Here is a 14,704-nt window from a genome sequence, read left to right as displayed (position 1 = left end):
ATTATTATGACTTAGTAATTTAAATCTATCCCGTCCTTCAACCGCGATACAGACTTTCCTACATCCTCAGACTTAAGAAGGTAAGAGCCTGATACGAAGAGGTTGGCCCCCGCATCCTTTGCGAGCTTGATGGTGTTGTCGTCGATCCCGCCGTCTACCTCGATATCCAGATCGTTTCTGATCCTCCTCAGCTCGGCGACCTTCTGAAGGGGCTCGGAGAGGAAGGCTCCCCCGTAGGCTCCCGGCTCCACCGTCATTATCAGGACCTCGTCCACCCGGGGGATTAGGGGCATGATCACCTCGAGGGGGGTCTCGGGCCTGAGGGCAACCCCCACCCTCTTGCAGAGATCCCTCCCCAGATCCAGGATCCTCTCGGGCTCAGGAAAACGGCAGCATTCTGCGTGGACCAGGAGGGAGTCGAACTTATCGGCGTTCCTCTTGATCCAGGTGGCAGGATCTCTCACCATCAGCTGGGCCTCGTATCGGTTGCCAGTATCAGGAAGCTCGAAGTCGAACTCAAGGGAGGTGTTGGGAACGAAGTATCCGTCCATCACGTCAAGCTGCATCCAATCTAGGTGGTCTTTCAGCCGGTGGACTATCCCCTCCAGCTCCTGCTGCCTGTTGGCGATGACGGCTCCGAGGATGACGTCCTTCATAATAGCCCCTCCACCAGGACGGCCCTCACCGGAGAGCCGTCCCCATCTCTGATCTTCAGGGGGAGGCCTATGAAAAGATACCTTCCAGCCTCAACCCTGGAGAGGTCCAGCCCCTCAAAGATGGGTATCCCCTCCTCCAGGAGGATGCAGTGGGCAGCACAACGGCCTGAGTGATATCTTTGGATGCTGAGATAGTCGGTCCCCACCGCCTTCATCTTCTTTCTGACCAAAAGCCCTGCCCCCTCATCGGTCAGATAGATGAAATCCTCTCTGAAGTCGCCGTAACCTGTGGTGGAGTTTTTCGTCTTGAATAAGACTATCTCCCCTTTCTCTATCTTTTCTGCTGCGAGATCTTCCTCGCCTATGCCCTCTCCAAAGTCCAGGTACCCCAAATCCACCACTCTGCATTCGCCGATGCATCGGTCGAGGGGTATCGTCTCGACCCCCCCTCCGCTCCGGTCTACGTGGCGCCTGCCGTCCACGTGGGTGCCGGTATGGGCCCCGAGAGTGTATTCAGAGAGGTTCGACGAGCCTCCGGTGATTTTGTCCACCACCCTCCTTCTGAAATCGGCGTTTCCCGGATAGGTTATCATCCCCTCGTAGATCTCCAGGGATATGTCGTGGACCTTCAATCTAAAACCTCCTCTGCCAAAATCCACCTTCTTCCATAATTTTCCAGCATCTGGTCCGCCTCGGCCGGACCCATCGATCCGGCGGGATACCGGAGAACCTCTCCCCGGGACCTGATCTTGCCCATTATCCCGTCGACGAACCGCCAGCTTGCTTCGACCCCCTCCCATCTGGTAAAGAGTGTCTGATCCGCAGTTATCACCCCCTGTAGGAGAAGCTCATAGGCCTGGGGACTCTCCAGTCCAAACTCGCATCGGTGGCAGAAGTTGAGGGTGACAGGCTTCAGGGAGCTTCCCGGCCCGGGGACCTTGGTGTTGAACTTTATCGATATGCCCTCGTGAGGCTCGATTCTCAGGGTTACCACGTTCTCGGGCGGCTTTCTCCCTCCTCCGCCGTAAAGGTTCCAGGCTACCTCCTTCAGGACCAGGCTGACCTCGGAGCACTTCCTTGTGAGCCTCTTTCCCGTCCTCACATAGAAGGGAACGCCCCGGAACCTATCCGAATCCAGATGTATCTCCAAGGATGCATAAGTTTCGGTATTCGAGCCCTCGGGGACTCCAGGCTCCTCCAAATAGGCTCCGACCTTCTCGCCTTCCACCTCACCTCTCGCGTACTGGCCCACGACGATATCTTCCTCTCCGACATCCAGAAGGGAGCGGAGGACCTCGATCTTACCAAATCTTATATCGTCAGGCTCAAGAGACCTCGGGGGTTCCATAGCCACCAGGGCCAGAACCTGGAGGAGGTGGTTTTGGATCATGTCCCGGACGGTGCCCACCCCGTCAAAGTAGCCGGCACGGCTGCCGACCCCAATCGTCTCCGCCAGGGTTATCTGGACGTTGTCCACAAAACGGTGGTTCCAGATCTCTTCAAAGACGGCGTTGGCGAACCTGAAGGCCAGGATGCTCTGGACAAGGTCCTTTCCAAGATAGTGATCTACACGGTAGATATCCTCCTCTCCGAAGACGGCGGAGATCTTTTCGTTCAGGATCTTGGCGGAGTTTAAATCGTATCCGAAGGGCTTTTCCACCACTAGCCTCTTCCAGCCTTCCCCCTCCATAAGGCCCCCGGAGCCGATGGCATCAATCGCCTCGGCGAAGTACCTGGGGGAGAGGGAGAGATAAAAGATCTTGTTTCCTCGGCATCGGTGAGATGAGTCCACCTCCTTCAGAAATTCTGCGAGGTCCGGATCAGGTGCCTCCCTCAGATCCATCGAATAGTAGCAGATCAGATCCTCAAAGGCTTCCAGCCCCTCATCCCGGACAAGGATGTTTTTTAGATCGAGTGATCTCAAGAAATCCTCCCGGCTCCTCTCTGCTCGAGCAAGCCCCACTATGGGGGTATTCTCGTTAATCGTCCCCTTCAGGTAGAGGCTGTAGAGGGCGGGAATCAGCTTTCTTCGGGCCAGGTCCCCCGTCGCCCCGAAGAGGAGTAGCATAAAGCTCATTTCTTCTTTACGGGGTGCTCCCCGAACTCCTTTCTCAGAGCGGCCAGCATCCGATGGGCCATGGAGTCCTTGTCCCGCGACGCAAATCGAGAGTTTAAGGCGTAGGCGTTGGCGACGAAAGGCACCGAATGATCGAGCGCCTCTTTCACCGCCCAGCGCCCTTCACCGCTGTCGTCGACAAAGGGCTGAAGGGCCGCGAGCGCCGGGTCCTTCTCCAGGGCCTTCTCCGCCATCGCCATCAGAAATGAGGCGACTATGCTCCCGTGGTTCCAGACGTGGGCCACATCTCTCAAGTTCAGGCCTTTTAAGCTCCCGTTGGCCAGAAGATCGAAGCCCTCGGCAATGGCCTGCATCATCCCGTACTCCACGGCGTTGTGGATCATCTTCACGTAGTGGCCGCTTCCGGGAACGCCGGTATGAACGTACCCCTCTTCGACGGCCAGGGCCTTCAATACAGGCTCGGCGACGGCGATACCCTCTCTTCTCCCGCCCACCATAAAACAGGCTCCATGGCGGGCACCCCCTGTTCCACCGCTGGTGCCGCAGTCCAAAAAGTAGATTCCCGACCTCCTGAGGGTCTCCTCCCGGCGTATGGAGTCGAGGTAAAGAGAGTTTCCGCCGTCCATCACCACGTCTCCATCCTTCAGGTACGGGACCAGTTCCTCCAGTACCTGGTCGATGGTGGGCCCGGCGGGAAGAGATAGGTACACGACCCTCGGCGGGTGCAACCCCTTCACAAAAGACGGATAGTCACCCACCACTCTGACCCCCATCTCTTCCAGCTCAGGCTTTCTGCTCCGGGCCTTTCCCACGACGGAGAAGCCCTCGTCTACGGCGTGGAGGGCCAAGTTTCCCCCCATCCGCCCAAGGCCGATGAATCCGATCTCTTTCATTTATATAACTCCCTCGAGAACTCTTCTGGTCTCCACCTTATACTCTTCCACATTGGGCTGATCGAAGGGGTTGACATCCAGCAAGAACCCCAAGTACATCATCTCCATCATCTTGTACTGTAGGATTTGACCTATTGATCTCTCCGACATATCGGGAAGGGTGATCTCCGAGAACGGCCTTTTCCCCTTGACATAGGCAGCCTTCACCCCCTGGAGTATTGCATCCATGATCTCCTTCAGGGATAGACCCCGTATGCCCTCCACCAGGGATGAGTACGTCTCTGTCTCCGGAAGTCTCACCTCGGCCTTCGGTTCATCGACTCCCACAAAGGTGGTGTATTTGTCCTGGGGGCCGCCCAAATAGAGCTGGGCCATGGAATGAAGATCGGTAGAGCCTATAGCAACGGTGGGAGTGATCCCTTCGAAGACTGCCTCCCCATCCCTGCTGCATCTCTTCCCTATGCTCTCGCCCATGAGCTGACGGTACCATTTGCCCACAGACTCCAGATCTGGCGAGAAGAGAAAGAGGTTGTAGATGTTTCTTCCTCGCCGGCTGTGGAGGAACATGTGAGCGGCACTCAGGGCGGCAGGGTTGTCTACAACCTCACTTTGAAGGCATCGGTCTCTCATCACTCTCGCGCCTGAGAGGAGCCTAACGGTATCGATCCCCAAAAGCCCCAGGGGAAATAAGCCCACCGGAGAGAAGACCGAGTATCTTCCACCCACAAGTCTGGGCATTTCCAGGACTTCGTAACCCTCTCCTTTGGCGAACTTCCAGAACTTAGAGCCCGTATCGGTGGTGACGACTATGCAATCCTTGTGATCTTTTTTATACCTCTTCAACAATTCGACCAGTATCTGAAAGTTGGCCACCGTCTCTGTCGTTCCCCCAGACTTGCTGACGCCGTTTATGATTACGTTGCCCCCCCTCCTCAGCACCGGCTCCAACAAGGCCGTTATATCACGCAGTAGGCCGGAGTCAACGGTATCTGCATAAAGAACCTTGGTTTTTGCCGTCACCTGGTTGTAGAGTCTCCCCAAGACCGCCTCCTGGACGGCGACGGTTCCCAGGTTGCTTCCACCAAGGCCGACCACCACCAGGTACTCGGGGTCCAGCTCCCTCTTCTCCTCAACGACTCGCCTTACCTCCTGATGGTCATCGATAGGTAGATTGATAGATGCACGTTCGTCCTCGTATCCCAGCCTAGCGGCTCGGTTCATGGAATCTATCTCGTTTTGGAGTTGCTCTCCTAAGAGATCGATCTCCCCTCCCTCGATCAGACTGCCCTCAAATGAAATATTCATCTCTTCACTCACCCAATGCGGCATATTCGGGTATGGTATCCTCCAAAAAGCCCCTCATACCCTCCCGAGTTTTGGGATGGACCAGCATATCTCTCATGACGTACATGGGGATGGTGGCGATATCGGCTCCTGCCAGGGCCGCATCTCGTACCTGCCTTGATCCCCTGAGGCTTGCAGCCAAAACCTCTGCTTCGATCCCGTGGGAGTCGAAGATCTCGACGATCTGGGCCACCAGATCGATCCCCGATACCACGCCGTCATCATCGAAGCCCTCAAGCCCCTCCGTCGGGAAGTAATCGGCCTTCTCGAACTTCACCTCAGCCCTTTTCCGGATCAGGTCGTCTATCCGACCGGCGAAGGGACTGACGATCCTCGCCCCGGCCTTGGCGGCCATCAGGGCCTGCTCGGGGGTGAAGATGAGGGTGCAGTTGATGGGAATACCATCTCCGGCAAGCACGCGTATCGCGCTGATACCTTCAAACTCCCTTCCTCCTTCCCCCTCAAAGGATGGGTTCACCGGGATTTTGATGTAGACGTTCTCGGCCACAGGATTGAATTTTTTGTACAATTTCCTCCCTTGGGCAACCATCCCCTCAAAGGTATATTCTGTCACCTCCAGGCTCACAGGGGTGCCGCGGGCCGTGGTCAGGATCTTTTTGATGTACTCCTCCAGGTCGGAGCCACCCTCCGATGCCGCCGCCTTTATCAGGCTGGGGTTTGTCGTGACGCCGTCACAGACGCCGCACCGGTATGCCTCTTCGATCTCAGTGAGCTTTGCAGAATCTATGAATATTTTCATATTTGCTCCCACCTACTTCGAGTTGAGATCTTCACCAAATTAACTGCGATTTTTTAGTTGATATTCCACTATTTCTGACAGGTCCGAATCCCTCTGGCCGCTGCGTTGCACGCCCCATAGAGGCTGACGTCGTAATTTAAAATCACATAAATCGGTGTCTTCTCAAGAATCTGTCTCTGTCTGTTGGCCTTCAAAAACTCGGTCTGAAACTCCGGGCTTGTGAACATCTCCCTGTTCTTGGCTGCGATCCCACCGGCGATATAAAGGCCTCCTGTGCTCATGGAGTCGAGGACGAAGTTCTTCGCACACCGGCCATAGTATTTTGCAAATACTTTGAAGGTCTCTCTGCTCGTCTCGTCTTTCTCCTTATATTTAGAGATCAATGCAGCCTTTTCTTCGGCTCCCTCGATCTCGGAGGCGTACCGAGGATCTGAAGAGCCTTCGGTGGAGCGGTCCTTCAAATAACGGTATATCCTCTCGATGCCTCTTCCGGAGATCACCTCCTCGTAACTGACAGGGGTACCCCTGCCGGCTCTGATCTCTGCTGCGAGCTCAAGGTCAAATCTATCGTGGATAGTGAGATCCCCGTGGCCTCCTTCACTGGAGAGGGGTGAATAATTCTTGCCGTCGAATGCCAAAATCGCCTTGCCCAGGCCAGTTCCTGCGCCGATTATCGACCTAGTCTCCCCCCATCCGCCCGATCCGGCCTTGGCCAAGAGGAGGTCCTCTTCTGAGAGGGACTCTATACCATAGGCTATAATCTGGAAATCGTTTATTATATAAAAATCTTTTATTCCCGTCTCCCTCTCTATCTCCCAAGCATCCACCTCCCACGAGAGATTGGTGGGCTTGGATCTTCTGCAGCCGCTTACAGCTCCCGCCACCCCAGCACATCCCCTCTCTATTCCGATTCCGAATTTCTCATCGGCGTATTCGAGGGTCTCCTTGATCGCCGGGACGAGGGATCCGAGCTTTTGGCTCTCGAAATGGGTGGAGAAGAGGACGGCCGTCTTCTCGTCCCTCATCCCCGCCACCGCCAGGTTGGTATGGGTCCCCCCAATATCTCCCCCCAGGACGAAGAGATCGTACCCCTCTAATTTTGCTTCTTCCGCATAAGATCTAATTATCATGGTCTTTTTCTGCCTGTTAAATTGAACCTAATTTTTAAATTCTATCTTGAAAGATATTTTTGATAATTTTACCTATATTTAGGTTTACTCCAAGAATTAATTTTAATACATTTGGTAAATTTTAAGCATGTGTGGTGTGAGTAGTGTGATATACGGCGTGAGTTTTTGAGAGGAGCCAAAAAAATAAATAAAAACAATTTACTTTTTACTTTTTGTGCTCCTTTTTGTGCTTTTCGAACTCCTCTTTGGTCGAAAAAGTCTCGCCACACATCGGACACTTAAAACCTTTCTCTTCTTCAGCCAATTTAACACCTCCTATGCTTCCCTTTTGTTTACACTGCTTTCTACATAATTCTATTTAGGTTTTTCCCTTAGAAAAAACATAAGTTAAATTAAAAATTTGAATATAAAAATATCTCGAAAACTATATCTATGATGAATATTAGACATAAATGGAAAAGGTTTAGGTGGTATCATATGGAGACAATAAAGACGACGCTTAGGATATGCATCCTTTCTGTATTGCTTTTTAGCCTGAGCACAAGTAGCTTCGCGGCCGAGAATATGAATGACGTTATGGACGGATGCGTTCTGCCCACGCCGGACCGTTTTGACAAGTTCCTGGCATATATGGGGGCAGGAGTCTACGTGCCTGACGACCCCGATTACACCGCCCCGGATTATATGTACTTCCAGAAGGATATCATGGGACGCGACGAGGCCGGGATAGAAGCTGACAGGACCGCAGCAATGCAGTACTTCCTGGAGACCTTCGGATTGGACTTCTTCGGAGAGGAAGTTGTGGAGGATCCAACCTCTGTAGAGGCCATGAGCCCCCAGGGCGCGTGTCAGATGGCTGAGCTCTGCGATATTGAAGGCGTTGCCACCTTCAACGGCTTCATGCTCGATCCCAGACAGGAGTACAGAGCTTATGCGGTCTCTGAGATGACCGCTCCAGCCGAAGGCTGGGCTGTCCGAGATGGTGGATGGATGGTAATGACAATCGAGGAGACCACCCTTTATGGAACCTGGGGTGGCGAAGACGGTAAGGTCGTCCCGGCTGGATCTATGCTGGTCTTCGGCGATTACAACATCGATACCGGCGATCAGCCGATAATCATCCACTATCATTCGGGGTCTCCGATAATTCCGGGAGCGGAGGGCATAATGTTCCTCTGTGTACTAACCAACCCGGAGTTCGGTGAGGGGAGAGCCCAGGGGATCATGGTCCCTAAGACTCTCGAGGACGGCAGGGCTCAGACGAACATAAGGAACATCCTCACCTTCCCCAGCTACGGAATCCCCCCCGAAGCCTGACGGAAGACACCGATCAGCTCGATATTGAGGGCCTCCGAATTTCGGAGGCTTTCTCCTCGATTTTTGGCTCCATCGGCTATGGAGCTTCGACCCTGGCTATGGTCGGGAGGCGCCCTGAAGGCTTTTGAGGAAAGGCGCCGGGACCTCATCGATATGGAGAAGCAGTCCACCCGCCTTCAATTATGAGAGATCACCGAAGAACGCCAGACGCCCTTTGATCCCCGGTTTTTCAGATGGCGACCCCAGAGCTTGGACGGTTTCTATTATATAGACGACCCATATTAGATGAGCCCCTCAATTAACAATTGTGACCTCGGAGACGCCGATTTGGAGGATCGACCCGAATTGAATAAGATGCGCTGCTCGATATGCGAAGATGCCGCCGTGGCAAGATCCAGCAGGTCTCGGAAGCTTCTATGCAGCAGCCATTTCATGGAAGCCTTCGAGGACCAGGTGGCTGAGACCCTGAAAGCAGGCAGGATGATCGAGGATGGAGACAGGATAGCTGTGGCCCTGAGCGGAGGAAAGGACAGCACGGTCCTCCTCTACGTCCTGAAAAAGATCCTAGCCGGGGAGGCGGTCGAGCTCTTCGCCATCACCATCGATGAGGGGATAAAGGGCTACAGGGAGGATACCATAGGATATGCCCGGAGGATCTCCGAGGATCTATGCGTCGAGCTGAAGATGATATCCTTCAGAGACGAGTTCGGATCGGACCTCGACCGGATCGCGAAAGGCAGAGATCAGGCCCCCTGCACCTTCTGCGGAGTCCTGCGTAAGAGCGCCCTCAACCGGGCCGCAAGAGACCTGGGGGCGACAAAGCTCGCCACAGGCCATAACCTCGACGATGAGGCCCAGTCGGTGATGATGAACTACCTCAAGGGAGATATCGAACGGCTCTTCAGGCTTTCGCCGAGGAGGCCCCGGCCAGGCCTCGTCCCCAGGATCAAGCCCCTGCGCCATATCGCCGAAAAAGAGGTGGCCCTCTACGGGATCCTCGCTGGAGTCTATCCCGAGGCCCCGGAGTGCCCCTACGCCCATTCCTCCTTGCGCTTTGAGATTCGAAGGATGATGAACGGCCTTGAAAGGGACCATCCGGGGACGAAAGGCTCCGTCTTGAGGGGCTTTGAGAAGATATTGAGTTCCGCGGAAGATAGGCCTGCCGTAACACCCCTCTCGTGCTGCAGGATCTGCGGCGAACCCTCCGTCGGAGATCTCTGCAAGGCATGCCACCTCCTGGGAAGGTCGAGGTGATGTTCTTCCTCGCCCCCTTCCCAATATCTATATACGAGGGGTGCTCCAATTTATGTTAACAATTGTAAATCGATGGCCTGATCGCCCGACCGGAGAACGGAAGGTCATATTGATGGTCTGGGGATTCTTGAGGATTTAGCCGTGAGAGGCTATAGGATCTCGATGATTTGAGGTGTAGATGGACTCAAAGACCAAGGCGCTCCTGGTGAGCATCGGGAGCGCCGATATCGACGAAGAGCTTCTTAAGGCGGGTGCGGGAACGACGGTACCTGTCGCAGGCCCCGGGGCCGGGAAGGAGTCCTTCTTCTTCCGGTCTGGGGAGCACCGGGTGAGGCTATCCATAAGCAGGAGCTCTCCCCTGAAGGTCCTGGGCCGGAAAGGGGACGTGATCATCCTCCACGAAGGCGCCGAGATCGCCCGGGGGAGGCTTGAGCCCGCCCTCTGCCACTGCCCGCAGCAGGCGTACCTGACGGTCAGCCCAGCTTGCATCTTCGACTGCAAGTTCTGTCCCGTGCCGAAGCTCTCCGGGAAGGCGAAGGACCTGGACCGGATCCTGGAGCTGGTGGAGGAGGCCGACCGGACCGGCGAGATGCGGGCGATATCCCTCACCAGCGGCGTAGCCAGGTCGCCGGAGGAGGAGGTGGAGACCGTGGCGTCGGCGGTGAGAGCCCTCCGGGAGATCTATGATCTGCCCATCGGCGTCTCGGTATATCCGACATCCTCCAGCTCTGAGATCCTTTACGCGGCGGGGGCGGCGGAGGTGAAGTACAACGTCGAGACGATGGACCGGGAGATCTTCGAGAGGTGCTGTCCGGGCCTTTCCCTCCCCTTCATCCTCGAATCCCTGGAGAAGGCCGTCGAGGTCTTCGGCGAGAACAGGGTCACTACAAACTTCATCATCGGCCTGGGAGAGGGGGACGCCACCGTCGAAGCGGGGGCGAGGAGGCTTGTGGAGATGGGGGTGATACCGATACTGAGGCCGATCTCCCCTCACCCCCTACGGGCCGGCGAGGTTTATGTAAAAAGGCCCTCAGCAGATAGGCTCCTGACCCTCGCCCGGATGCTCCGAGATCTCCTGGACGAGCACGGCCTCAGGGCAGACCTCGCCGAGACGATGTGCCTTCCCTGCACGGGATGCGATATGACCCCCCACAGAGACGTCATGAGGCGTGATCCATGAGGGTGATCCTCCCCGATGGCGAGACGAGGGCGATGATTTCAGGGAGATCTTCGATAAGAGACCTCCTGGAAGAGCTTGGGATCAACCCCCTGGAGGTCCTAGTGGCCAGGAACGGCAGGATAGTCCCGGAGGAGGATCTGGCGGGGGAAGAGGATGAGATCCGGGTGATAAGGGTCGTTCACGGAGGATGATTCAGGAGAGGTAACTATGGTCCGACCCGCTACAGGTTTTGATCCTCCATAATGGCTGGCTAAACCATTCGACTCACAAGATCGTCGTCCTGAGTCGAAAATCCTCTGATCTGGCAGACGAATAAGGTTTATAAAGGTTATAGAGGCGGGGTGCAGGGGTAGAGAAAACCCCGGTCTTCGGGCCGGGGATGAATCGTACCCCTCCTTAAGCTATGAATCTTTAAATACCATAACAGCATAAGTGAGTATAATGCTTAAAGCCTTCAAATATAGGATCTATCCGACAAAAGCACAGCGATCTAAGATGGAACAGACCTTGGAGCTGTGTAGATGGACCTATAACGAGACTTTGGCATATCGAAAAAACTCTTTCGAACAAGAAGGCAAATCCATATCTAAGTATGAGACTCACAACTTGCTGCCAGAGTGGAAGAAAAACAAACCAGAGCTGAAGGAGGTATTCTCTCAGACCCTCCAGAACGTCCAAGAACGGGTAGATCTGGCCTTTAAAGCGTTCTTCCGAAGGGTCAAAGCAGGAGAGACCCCAGGGTATCCCAGGTTCAAGGGGAAAGGATGGTACGATTCGTTCACCTATCCACAGCTGGGATTCAAACTGTCTTCCGGGAAGCTCGACCTCTCCAAGATCGGAGATGTCAAGATCAAGCTCCACCGACCCATCGAAGGGAAGATCAAGAGGTTAACCGTTCGGAGATCTTCGACCGGAAAATGGTTTGCCTGCTTCTCAGTGGAGATCGACGATCCTCCGAAGCCTCCCTGGAAAGATGGGTTGATGGCGGGCATCGATGTGGGGCTGGAGAGTTTCGCTACGCTATCCAACGGAGAGAAGATCGATAACCCCCGGTTCTTTCGATCTGAGGAGAAGGCGTTGGCCAAAGCTCAAAGACGACTATCCAAATATGAGAAGGAAACTCCTGAGAGGAGGAAAGCTCTCAAAGTCGTCTCGCGGACCCATGAGCGGATAGCCAACCGCAGATACGATTTTGCTCATCAGGTCAGTCACAACCTGGTCGAAAGGTTCGGGCTGATTGCTTTCGAGGATCTGAGTATCACGAACATGCTTAAGAACCACTGCCTGGCTAAGAGCATATCAGACGCTGCCTGGAGGATGCTAGTGATAACCACATCGTACAAGGCTGAGAGCGCCGGTTCGATGGTGGTTCTAGTAGATCCTCGGAACACAAGTCAGCTATGTTCCAGGTGCGGTCTTAAAGTGCCGAAGTCGCTATCGGATCGGGTCCATGGATGTCCTCAATGCGGGCTGGTCATGGACCGTGACGAGAACGCGGCGATAAACATTCTGAGACTGGGGCTACAGTCTCTGCCAAAAGCTAGAAGCCCCGCCCTTCAGGGCGGGGAGTAGTCACATCCCATAAATTCACGATCGTTATCCAGAAGAGCTATAGACTGAAATTGATATTTGAGGAATATGAAGCTTCCATGCGAATCCGCCGTCTGGGAGACCCTCCCGAGCATAAGGGCTGCCGTCGCCAAAGAGCTGGTGGACCGGGGGCTATCTCAGAAGGAGGTCTCCCAGCTCTTGAAGATCAGCCCTCCCGCCGTCTCCCAGTACGTCTCCAAGAAGAGAGGGTACAGCATCGCCTTCAGCGAAGAGGTAAACCAGGCGATAACGAGGCTGGCCGACGATATGGTCGGAAGCGACGCCTTCGACCCCACCGACAAGATCTGCGAGATCTGCAGGATGCTGAGGGAGGGCGAAGAGGCCGAGGTCCGGGATGGATGTGAAGGCTGCCGGTGATACGAGCCGAGGGATATGAAAGGCGGAGAAGAATGAAAGGCGGAGAAGAACTGACGGTGAGGCTCGAAGAGAGGCCGGAGAAGCTGGAGAGGCTTAAGGAGATCCTCCGCGAGGATGAAAGGATACTGATCTCCTTCTCCGGCGGCCTGGACAGCTCCTTTCTAGCCTGGGTGGCCGCCGAGGTCCTCGGCGATGGGGCCTTATGCGTGACCCTGGACTTTGAGGCGATGCCGAAAAGCGAACTTCTGGAGGCGGAGAAGATAGCCCGATCCTTGGGCCTGCGCCACCGGATCGCGAGCTACCGGATCCTCGAGTCCGAGGATATCGCCAACAACCCCCCCGACAGGTGCGCCCTCTGCAAGAGGGGGATCGCCCAAGCCCTCAGGAAGATCGCGGAAGAGGAGGGGATCGGAAGGGTCGCCGACGGGGTGAACATCTCGGACTACGACGACTACCGCCCCGGGATCAGAGCCTCCGACGAGGAGGGGATCATCCACCCCCTCGCCGAGGCGGGCCTCTCCAAATCGGATATCAGGGACCTGGCGAAGGAGATGGACCTTCCCTTCTGGGATAAGCCCCCCATGGCCTGCCTCGCCTCCAGGATCCCCTACGGCGAGAGGATCACCCCCGACAAATTGAGGATGGTGGAGGAGGCCGAAGAGTTCCTCTTGGGCCTGGGACTTGGGACCGTCAGGGCGAGGGTCTCCGGGAGGACCGCCAGGATAGAGGTGGAAGAGGGAGATCTGGACAGGATCCTGGGGATGAGGGAAGAGGTCGCAAAAGAGCTAAAGAGAATCGGTTTCTCATACGTCTGCCTGGACCTGGAAGGTTACAGAACGGGAAGCACAAACGAGGTCCTATGAACCCCGAAGAGATAAGGCGGGACTTTCCCCTCCTGAAAGACGTCATCTACATGGACAGCGCCTCGACGAGCCTCACCCCCGAGCCGGTCCTCGCCTCGATCCTGGAATACTATCGAGGCTACAGGGCGAACGTCGGCCGCGGGGTCTACAGACTATCCCGCCTCGCGGACGATCTCTACAGAAACGCCCACCGGAATGTCGCCGACTTCATCGGCGCCGAAGAGGGGGTGGTCTTCACCAGAAACACCACCGAGGCGATAAACGCCGTCGCTGAAGGCTTAAAATGGCGGCGGGGGGACGTGGTGGTGACGACGGCAGCAGAGCACCACTCTAACCTCCTCCCCTGGATGAGGCTGAGGGATATGGGCGTCGGCCTGAAGATCGTGAAGCCGGACCCGGATGGGTCCTTCGACCCCGCCAGCTTCGAAGCCGCAATAGATGGCGATACGATGCTCGTCGCCATGACGATCGCATCCAACGTCCTGGGTACCGCCCTTCCGGCGAGGGAGGTCTCGGAGATCTGCCGGGAGAGGGGGGCCCCCCTCCTCCTCGATGGCGCCCAGTCCGTCCCCCACCTCCCGACGAACGTCGGCGACCTCGGCTGCGACTACCTCTGCTTCTCCGGCCACAAGATGCTCGGCCCCTCGGGGACGGGGGCCCTCTGGATGAGGGAGTATGACCTCCTCCCCCTCCTCGTCGGCGGGGGGGCCGTCGAGGAGGTCGACCTTGAGGGCTACACCCTGAAGGGGGGCTACGAAGGGTATGAGGCGGGATCTCCCGACGTGGCGGGGGGGATCGGCCTCGCGGCTGCCGTCGACTACCTCCGGCACGCCGGCATGGAGGAGATCGCCCTCCACGAGGGCCGGCTCACAAGACGGCTTCTTGCAGGGCTTCTCGATATCGAGGGGGTCGAGGTCTACGGTTCCGTCGATTCGAGAGAGAGGGTCGGGATCATTTCGTTCAACGTGGCGGGCGTGAGCCCCACCGAGGTCGCCCACCTCCTGGACGAGGGGTCGGATATTATGGTCAGGTCGGGGCACCACTGCTGCATGCCTCTCATGAGACACCTCGGCCTCCCGGCAGGGACCGTCCGGGCGTCGTTATACTTATACAACACCTCCGAAGAGGTAGAGGAGCTCCTCGCGGCCGTTGAAGAGATATCGAAGATGGCTTAGGTCAGAATGACGGTTCGATATGGCGGTTCCATAAGATGGTTCGATATGACGGTTCGATAACCTGTTGCACCAAGAACGTCTCGATAT

The 14,704-nt window shown here is 55.9% G+C and carries 16 protein-coding genes; 8 read left to right on the top strand and 8 right to left on the bottom strand.

The window, feature by feature from the left end:
- Window positions 1–11: 11 nt before the first annotated feature.
- The 8 genes from P0O24_RS05915 to P0O24_RS05880 all read right to left on the bottom strand — a co-directional run bounded on the left by P0O24_RS05915 (window position 12) and on the right by P0O24_RS05880 (window position 7,164).
- Window positions 12–656 (bottom strand): ribulose-phosphate 3-epimerase, encoded by a 645-nt coding sequence (locus P0O24_RS05915; RefSeq protein WP_316968822.1) that lies wholly within the window; start codon window positions 654–656, stop codon window positions 12–14.
- Complete coding sequence (locus P0O24_RS05910; RefSeq protein WP_316968821.1) at window positions 653–1,288, bottom strand: cyclase family protein; 636 nt, start codon at window positions 1,286–1,288, stop codon at window positions 653–655. The genes P0O24_RS05915 and P0O24_RS05910 overlap by 4 nt, the downstream gene beginning before the upstream one ends.
- Window positions 1,285–2,733 carry a glucose-6-phosphate dehydrogenase gene (zwf, locus tag P0O24_RS05905; RefSeq protein WP_316968820.1) on the bottom strand — a complete coding sequence of 483 codons (1,449 nt, stop codon included), beginning with the start codon at window positions 2,731–2,733 and terminating at the stop codon, window positions 1,285–1,287. The genes P0O24_RS05910 and zwf overlap by 4 nt, the downstream gene beginning before the upstream one ends.
- The gene (gnd, locus tag P0O24_RS05900; RefSeq protein WP_316968819.1) at window positions 2,730–3,626 is read right to left on the bottom strand and encodes a phosphogluconate dehydrogenase (NAD(+)-dependent, decarboxylating); all 897 of its coding nucleotides are present in this window, start codon (window positions 3,624–3,626) and stop codon (window positions 2,730–2,732) included. The genes zwf and gnd overlap by 4 nt, the downstream gene beginning before the upstream one ends.
- Window positions 3,627–4,955 (bottom strand): hypothetical protein, encoded by a 1,329-nt coding sequence (locus tag P0O24_RS05895; protein WP_316968818.1) that lies wholly within the window; start codon window positions 4,953–4,955, stop codon window positions 3,627–3,629.
- Window positions 4,936–5,730, bottom strand: coding sequence for a transaldolase family protein (locus P0O24_RS05890; protein ID WP_316968817.1), 795 nt, complete (start codon window positions 5,728–5,730; stop codon window positions 4,936–4,938). The genes P0O24_RS05895 and P0O24_RS05890 overlap by 20 nt, the downstream gene beginning before the upstream one ends.
- A gap of 68 nt (window positions 5,731–5,798) precedes the next feature.
- Window positions 5,799–6,860: a glucokinase gene (locus tag P0O24_RS05885; RefSeq protein WP_316968816.1), complete on the bottom strand. Its 1,062-nt coding sequence runs from the start codon at window positions 6,858–6,860 to the stop codon at window positions 5,799–5,801.
- Window positions 6,861–7,065: 205 nt separating this feature from the next.
- Window positions 7,066–7,164 (bottom strand): C2H2-type zinc finger protein, encoded by a 99-nt coding sequence (locus P0O24_RS05880; protein WP_316968815.1) that lies wholly within the window; start codon window positions 7,162–7,164, stop codon window positions 7,066–7,068.
- 173 nt (window positions 7,165–7,337) lie between these two features.
- On the opposite strand from P0O24_RS05880, the gene P0O24_RS05875 reads away from it, so the two are divergent.
- From P0O24_RS05875 to P0O24_RS05840, 8 genes are all read left to right on the top strand, one after another.
- Window positions 7,338–8,177 (top strand): hypothetical protein, encoded by an 840-nt coding sequence (locus P0O24_RS05875; RefSeq protein WP_316968814.1) that lies wholly within the window; start codon window positions 7,338–7,340, stop codon window positions 8,175–8,177.
- Between the two features lie 285 nt (window positions 8,178–8,462).
- Entirely contained in the window at window positions 8,463–9,431 is a 969-nt protein-coding gene (locus P0O24_RS05870) for a TIGR00269 family protein (RefSeq protein ID WP_316968813.1), read from the top strand.
- 178 nt (window positions 9,432–9,609) lie between these two features.
- Window positions 9,610–10,611 carry a radical SAM protein gene (locus tag P0O24_RS05865; RefSeq protein WP_316968812.1) on the top strand — a complete coding sequence of 334 codons (1,002 nt, stop codon included), beginning with the start codon at window positions 9,610–9,612 and terminating at the stop codon, window positions 10,609–10,611.
- Window positions 10,608–10,802, top strand: coding sequence for a MoaD/ThiS family protein (locus P0O24_RS05860; protein WP_316968811.1), 195 nt, complete (start codon window positions 10,608–10,610; stop codon window positions 10,800–10,802). Before P0O24_RS05865 ends, P0O24_RS05860 begins: the two co-directional genes overlap by 4 nt.
- A gap of 250 nt (window positions 10,803–11,052) precedes the next feature.
- Window positions 11,053–12,183: an RNA-guided endonuclease InsQ/TnpB family protein gene (locus tag P0O24_RS05855; protein ID WP_316968810.1), complete on the top strand. Its 1,131-nt coding sequence runs from the start codon at window positions 11,053–11,055 to the stop codon at window positions 12,181–12,183.
- Between the two features lie 66 nt (window positions 12,184–12,249).
- Window positions 12,250–12,579 carry a transcriptional regulator gene (locus P0O24_RS05850; RefSeq protein WP_316968809.1) on the top strand — a complete coding sequence of 110 codons (330 nt, stop codon included), beginning with the start codon at window positions 12,250–12,252 and terminating at the stop codon, window positions 12,577–12,579.
- Between the two features lie 32 nt (window positions 12,580–12,611).
- Window positions 12,612–13,442, top strand: a complete 831-nt coding sequence (gene larE, locus P0O24_RS05845; RefSeq protein ID WP_316968808.1) for an ATP-dependent sacrificial sulfur transferase LarE — start codon at window positions 12,612–12,614, stop codon at window positions 13,440–13,442.
- A complete protein-coding gene (locus tag P0O24_RS05840) occupies window positions 13,439–14,617 on the top strand; it encodes an aminotransferase class V-fold PLP-dependent enzyme (RefSeq protein WP_316968807.1) in 1,179 nt (392 codons plus the stop codon). Before larE ends, P0O24_RS05840 begins: the two co-directional genes overlap by 4 nt.
- The last annotated feature ends 87 nt before the right edge of the window (window positions 14,618–14,704 follow it).

It is taken from the genome of Candidatus Methanocrinis alkalitolerans, from assembly GCF_029167205.1.
GTDB classification, from domain to species: Archaea; Halobacteriota; Methanosarcinia; order Methanotrichales; family Methanotrichaceae; genus Methanocrinis; species Methanocrinis alkalitolerans.
The sequence above is the reverse complement of the archived record's forward strand: the minus strand, read 5'-3'. Positions and strand labels throughout refer to the sequence as shown.

What these genes read in the sequence shown, in the direction of transcription:
- P0O24_RS05850 (WP_316968809.1), top strand. Translation starts at nt 12,250, where the DNA reads ATGAAGCTTCCATGCGAATCCGCCGTCTGGGAGACCCTCCCGAGCATA.
- P0O24_RS05865 (WP_316968812.1), top strand. Translation starts at nt 9,610, where the DNA reads ATGGACTCAAAGACCAAGGCGCTCCTGGTGAGCATCGGGAGCGCCGAT.
- P0O24_RS05890 (WP_316968817.1), bottom strand. Translation starts at nt 5,730, where the DNA reads ATGAAAATATTCATAGATTCTGCAAAGCTCACTGAGATCGAAGAGGCA.
- larE (WP_316968808.1), top strand. Translation starts at nt 12,612, where the DNA reads ATGAAAGGCGGAGAAGAACTGACGGTGAGGCTCGAAGAGAGGCCGGAG.
- P0O24_RS05885 (WP_316968816.1), bottom strand. Translation starts at nt 6,860, where the DNA reads ATGATAATTAGATCTTATGCGGAAGAAGCAAAATTAGAGGGGTACGAT.
- gnd (WP_316968819.1), bottom strand. Translation starts at nt 3,626, where the DNA reads ATGAAAGAGATCGGATTCATCGGCCTTGGGCGGATGGGGGGAAACTTG.
- zwf (WP_316968820.1), bottom strand. Translation starts at nt 2,733, where the DNA reads ATGAGCTTTATGCTACTCCTCTTCGGGGCGACGGGGGACCTGGCCCGA.
- P0O24_RS05915 (WP_316968822.1), bottom strand. Translation starts at nt 656, where the DNA reads ATGAAGGACGTCATCCTCGGAGCCGTCATCGCCAACAGGCAGCAGGAG.
- P0O24_RS05855 (WP_316968810.1), top strand. Translation starts at nt 11,053, where the DNA reads ATGCTTAAAGCCTTCAAATATAGGATCTATCCGACAAAAGCACAGCGA.
- P0O24_RS05860 (WP_316968811.1), top strand. Translation starts at nt 10,608, where the DNA reads ATGAGGGTGATCCTCCCCGATGGCGAGACGAGGGCGATGATTTCAGGG.
- P0O24_RS05875 (WP_316968814.1), top strand. Translation starts at nt 7,338, where the DNA reads ATGGAGACAATAAAGACGACGCTTAGGATATGCATCCTTTCTGTATTG.
- P0O24_RS05870 (WP_316968813.1), top strand. Translation starts at nt 8,463, where the DNA reads ATGAGCCCCTCAATTAACAATTGTGACCTCGGAGACGCCGATTTGGAG.
- P0O24_RS05895 (WP_316968818.1), bottom strand. Translation starts at nt 4,955, where the DNA reads ATGCCGCATTGGGTGAGTGAAGAGATGAATATTTCATTTGAGGGCAGT.
- P0O24_RS05840 (WP_316968807.1), top strand. Translation starts at nt 13,439, where the DNA reads ATGAACCCCGAAGAGATAAGGCGGGACTTTCCCCTCCTGAAAGACGTC.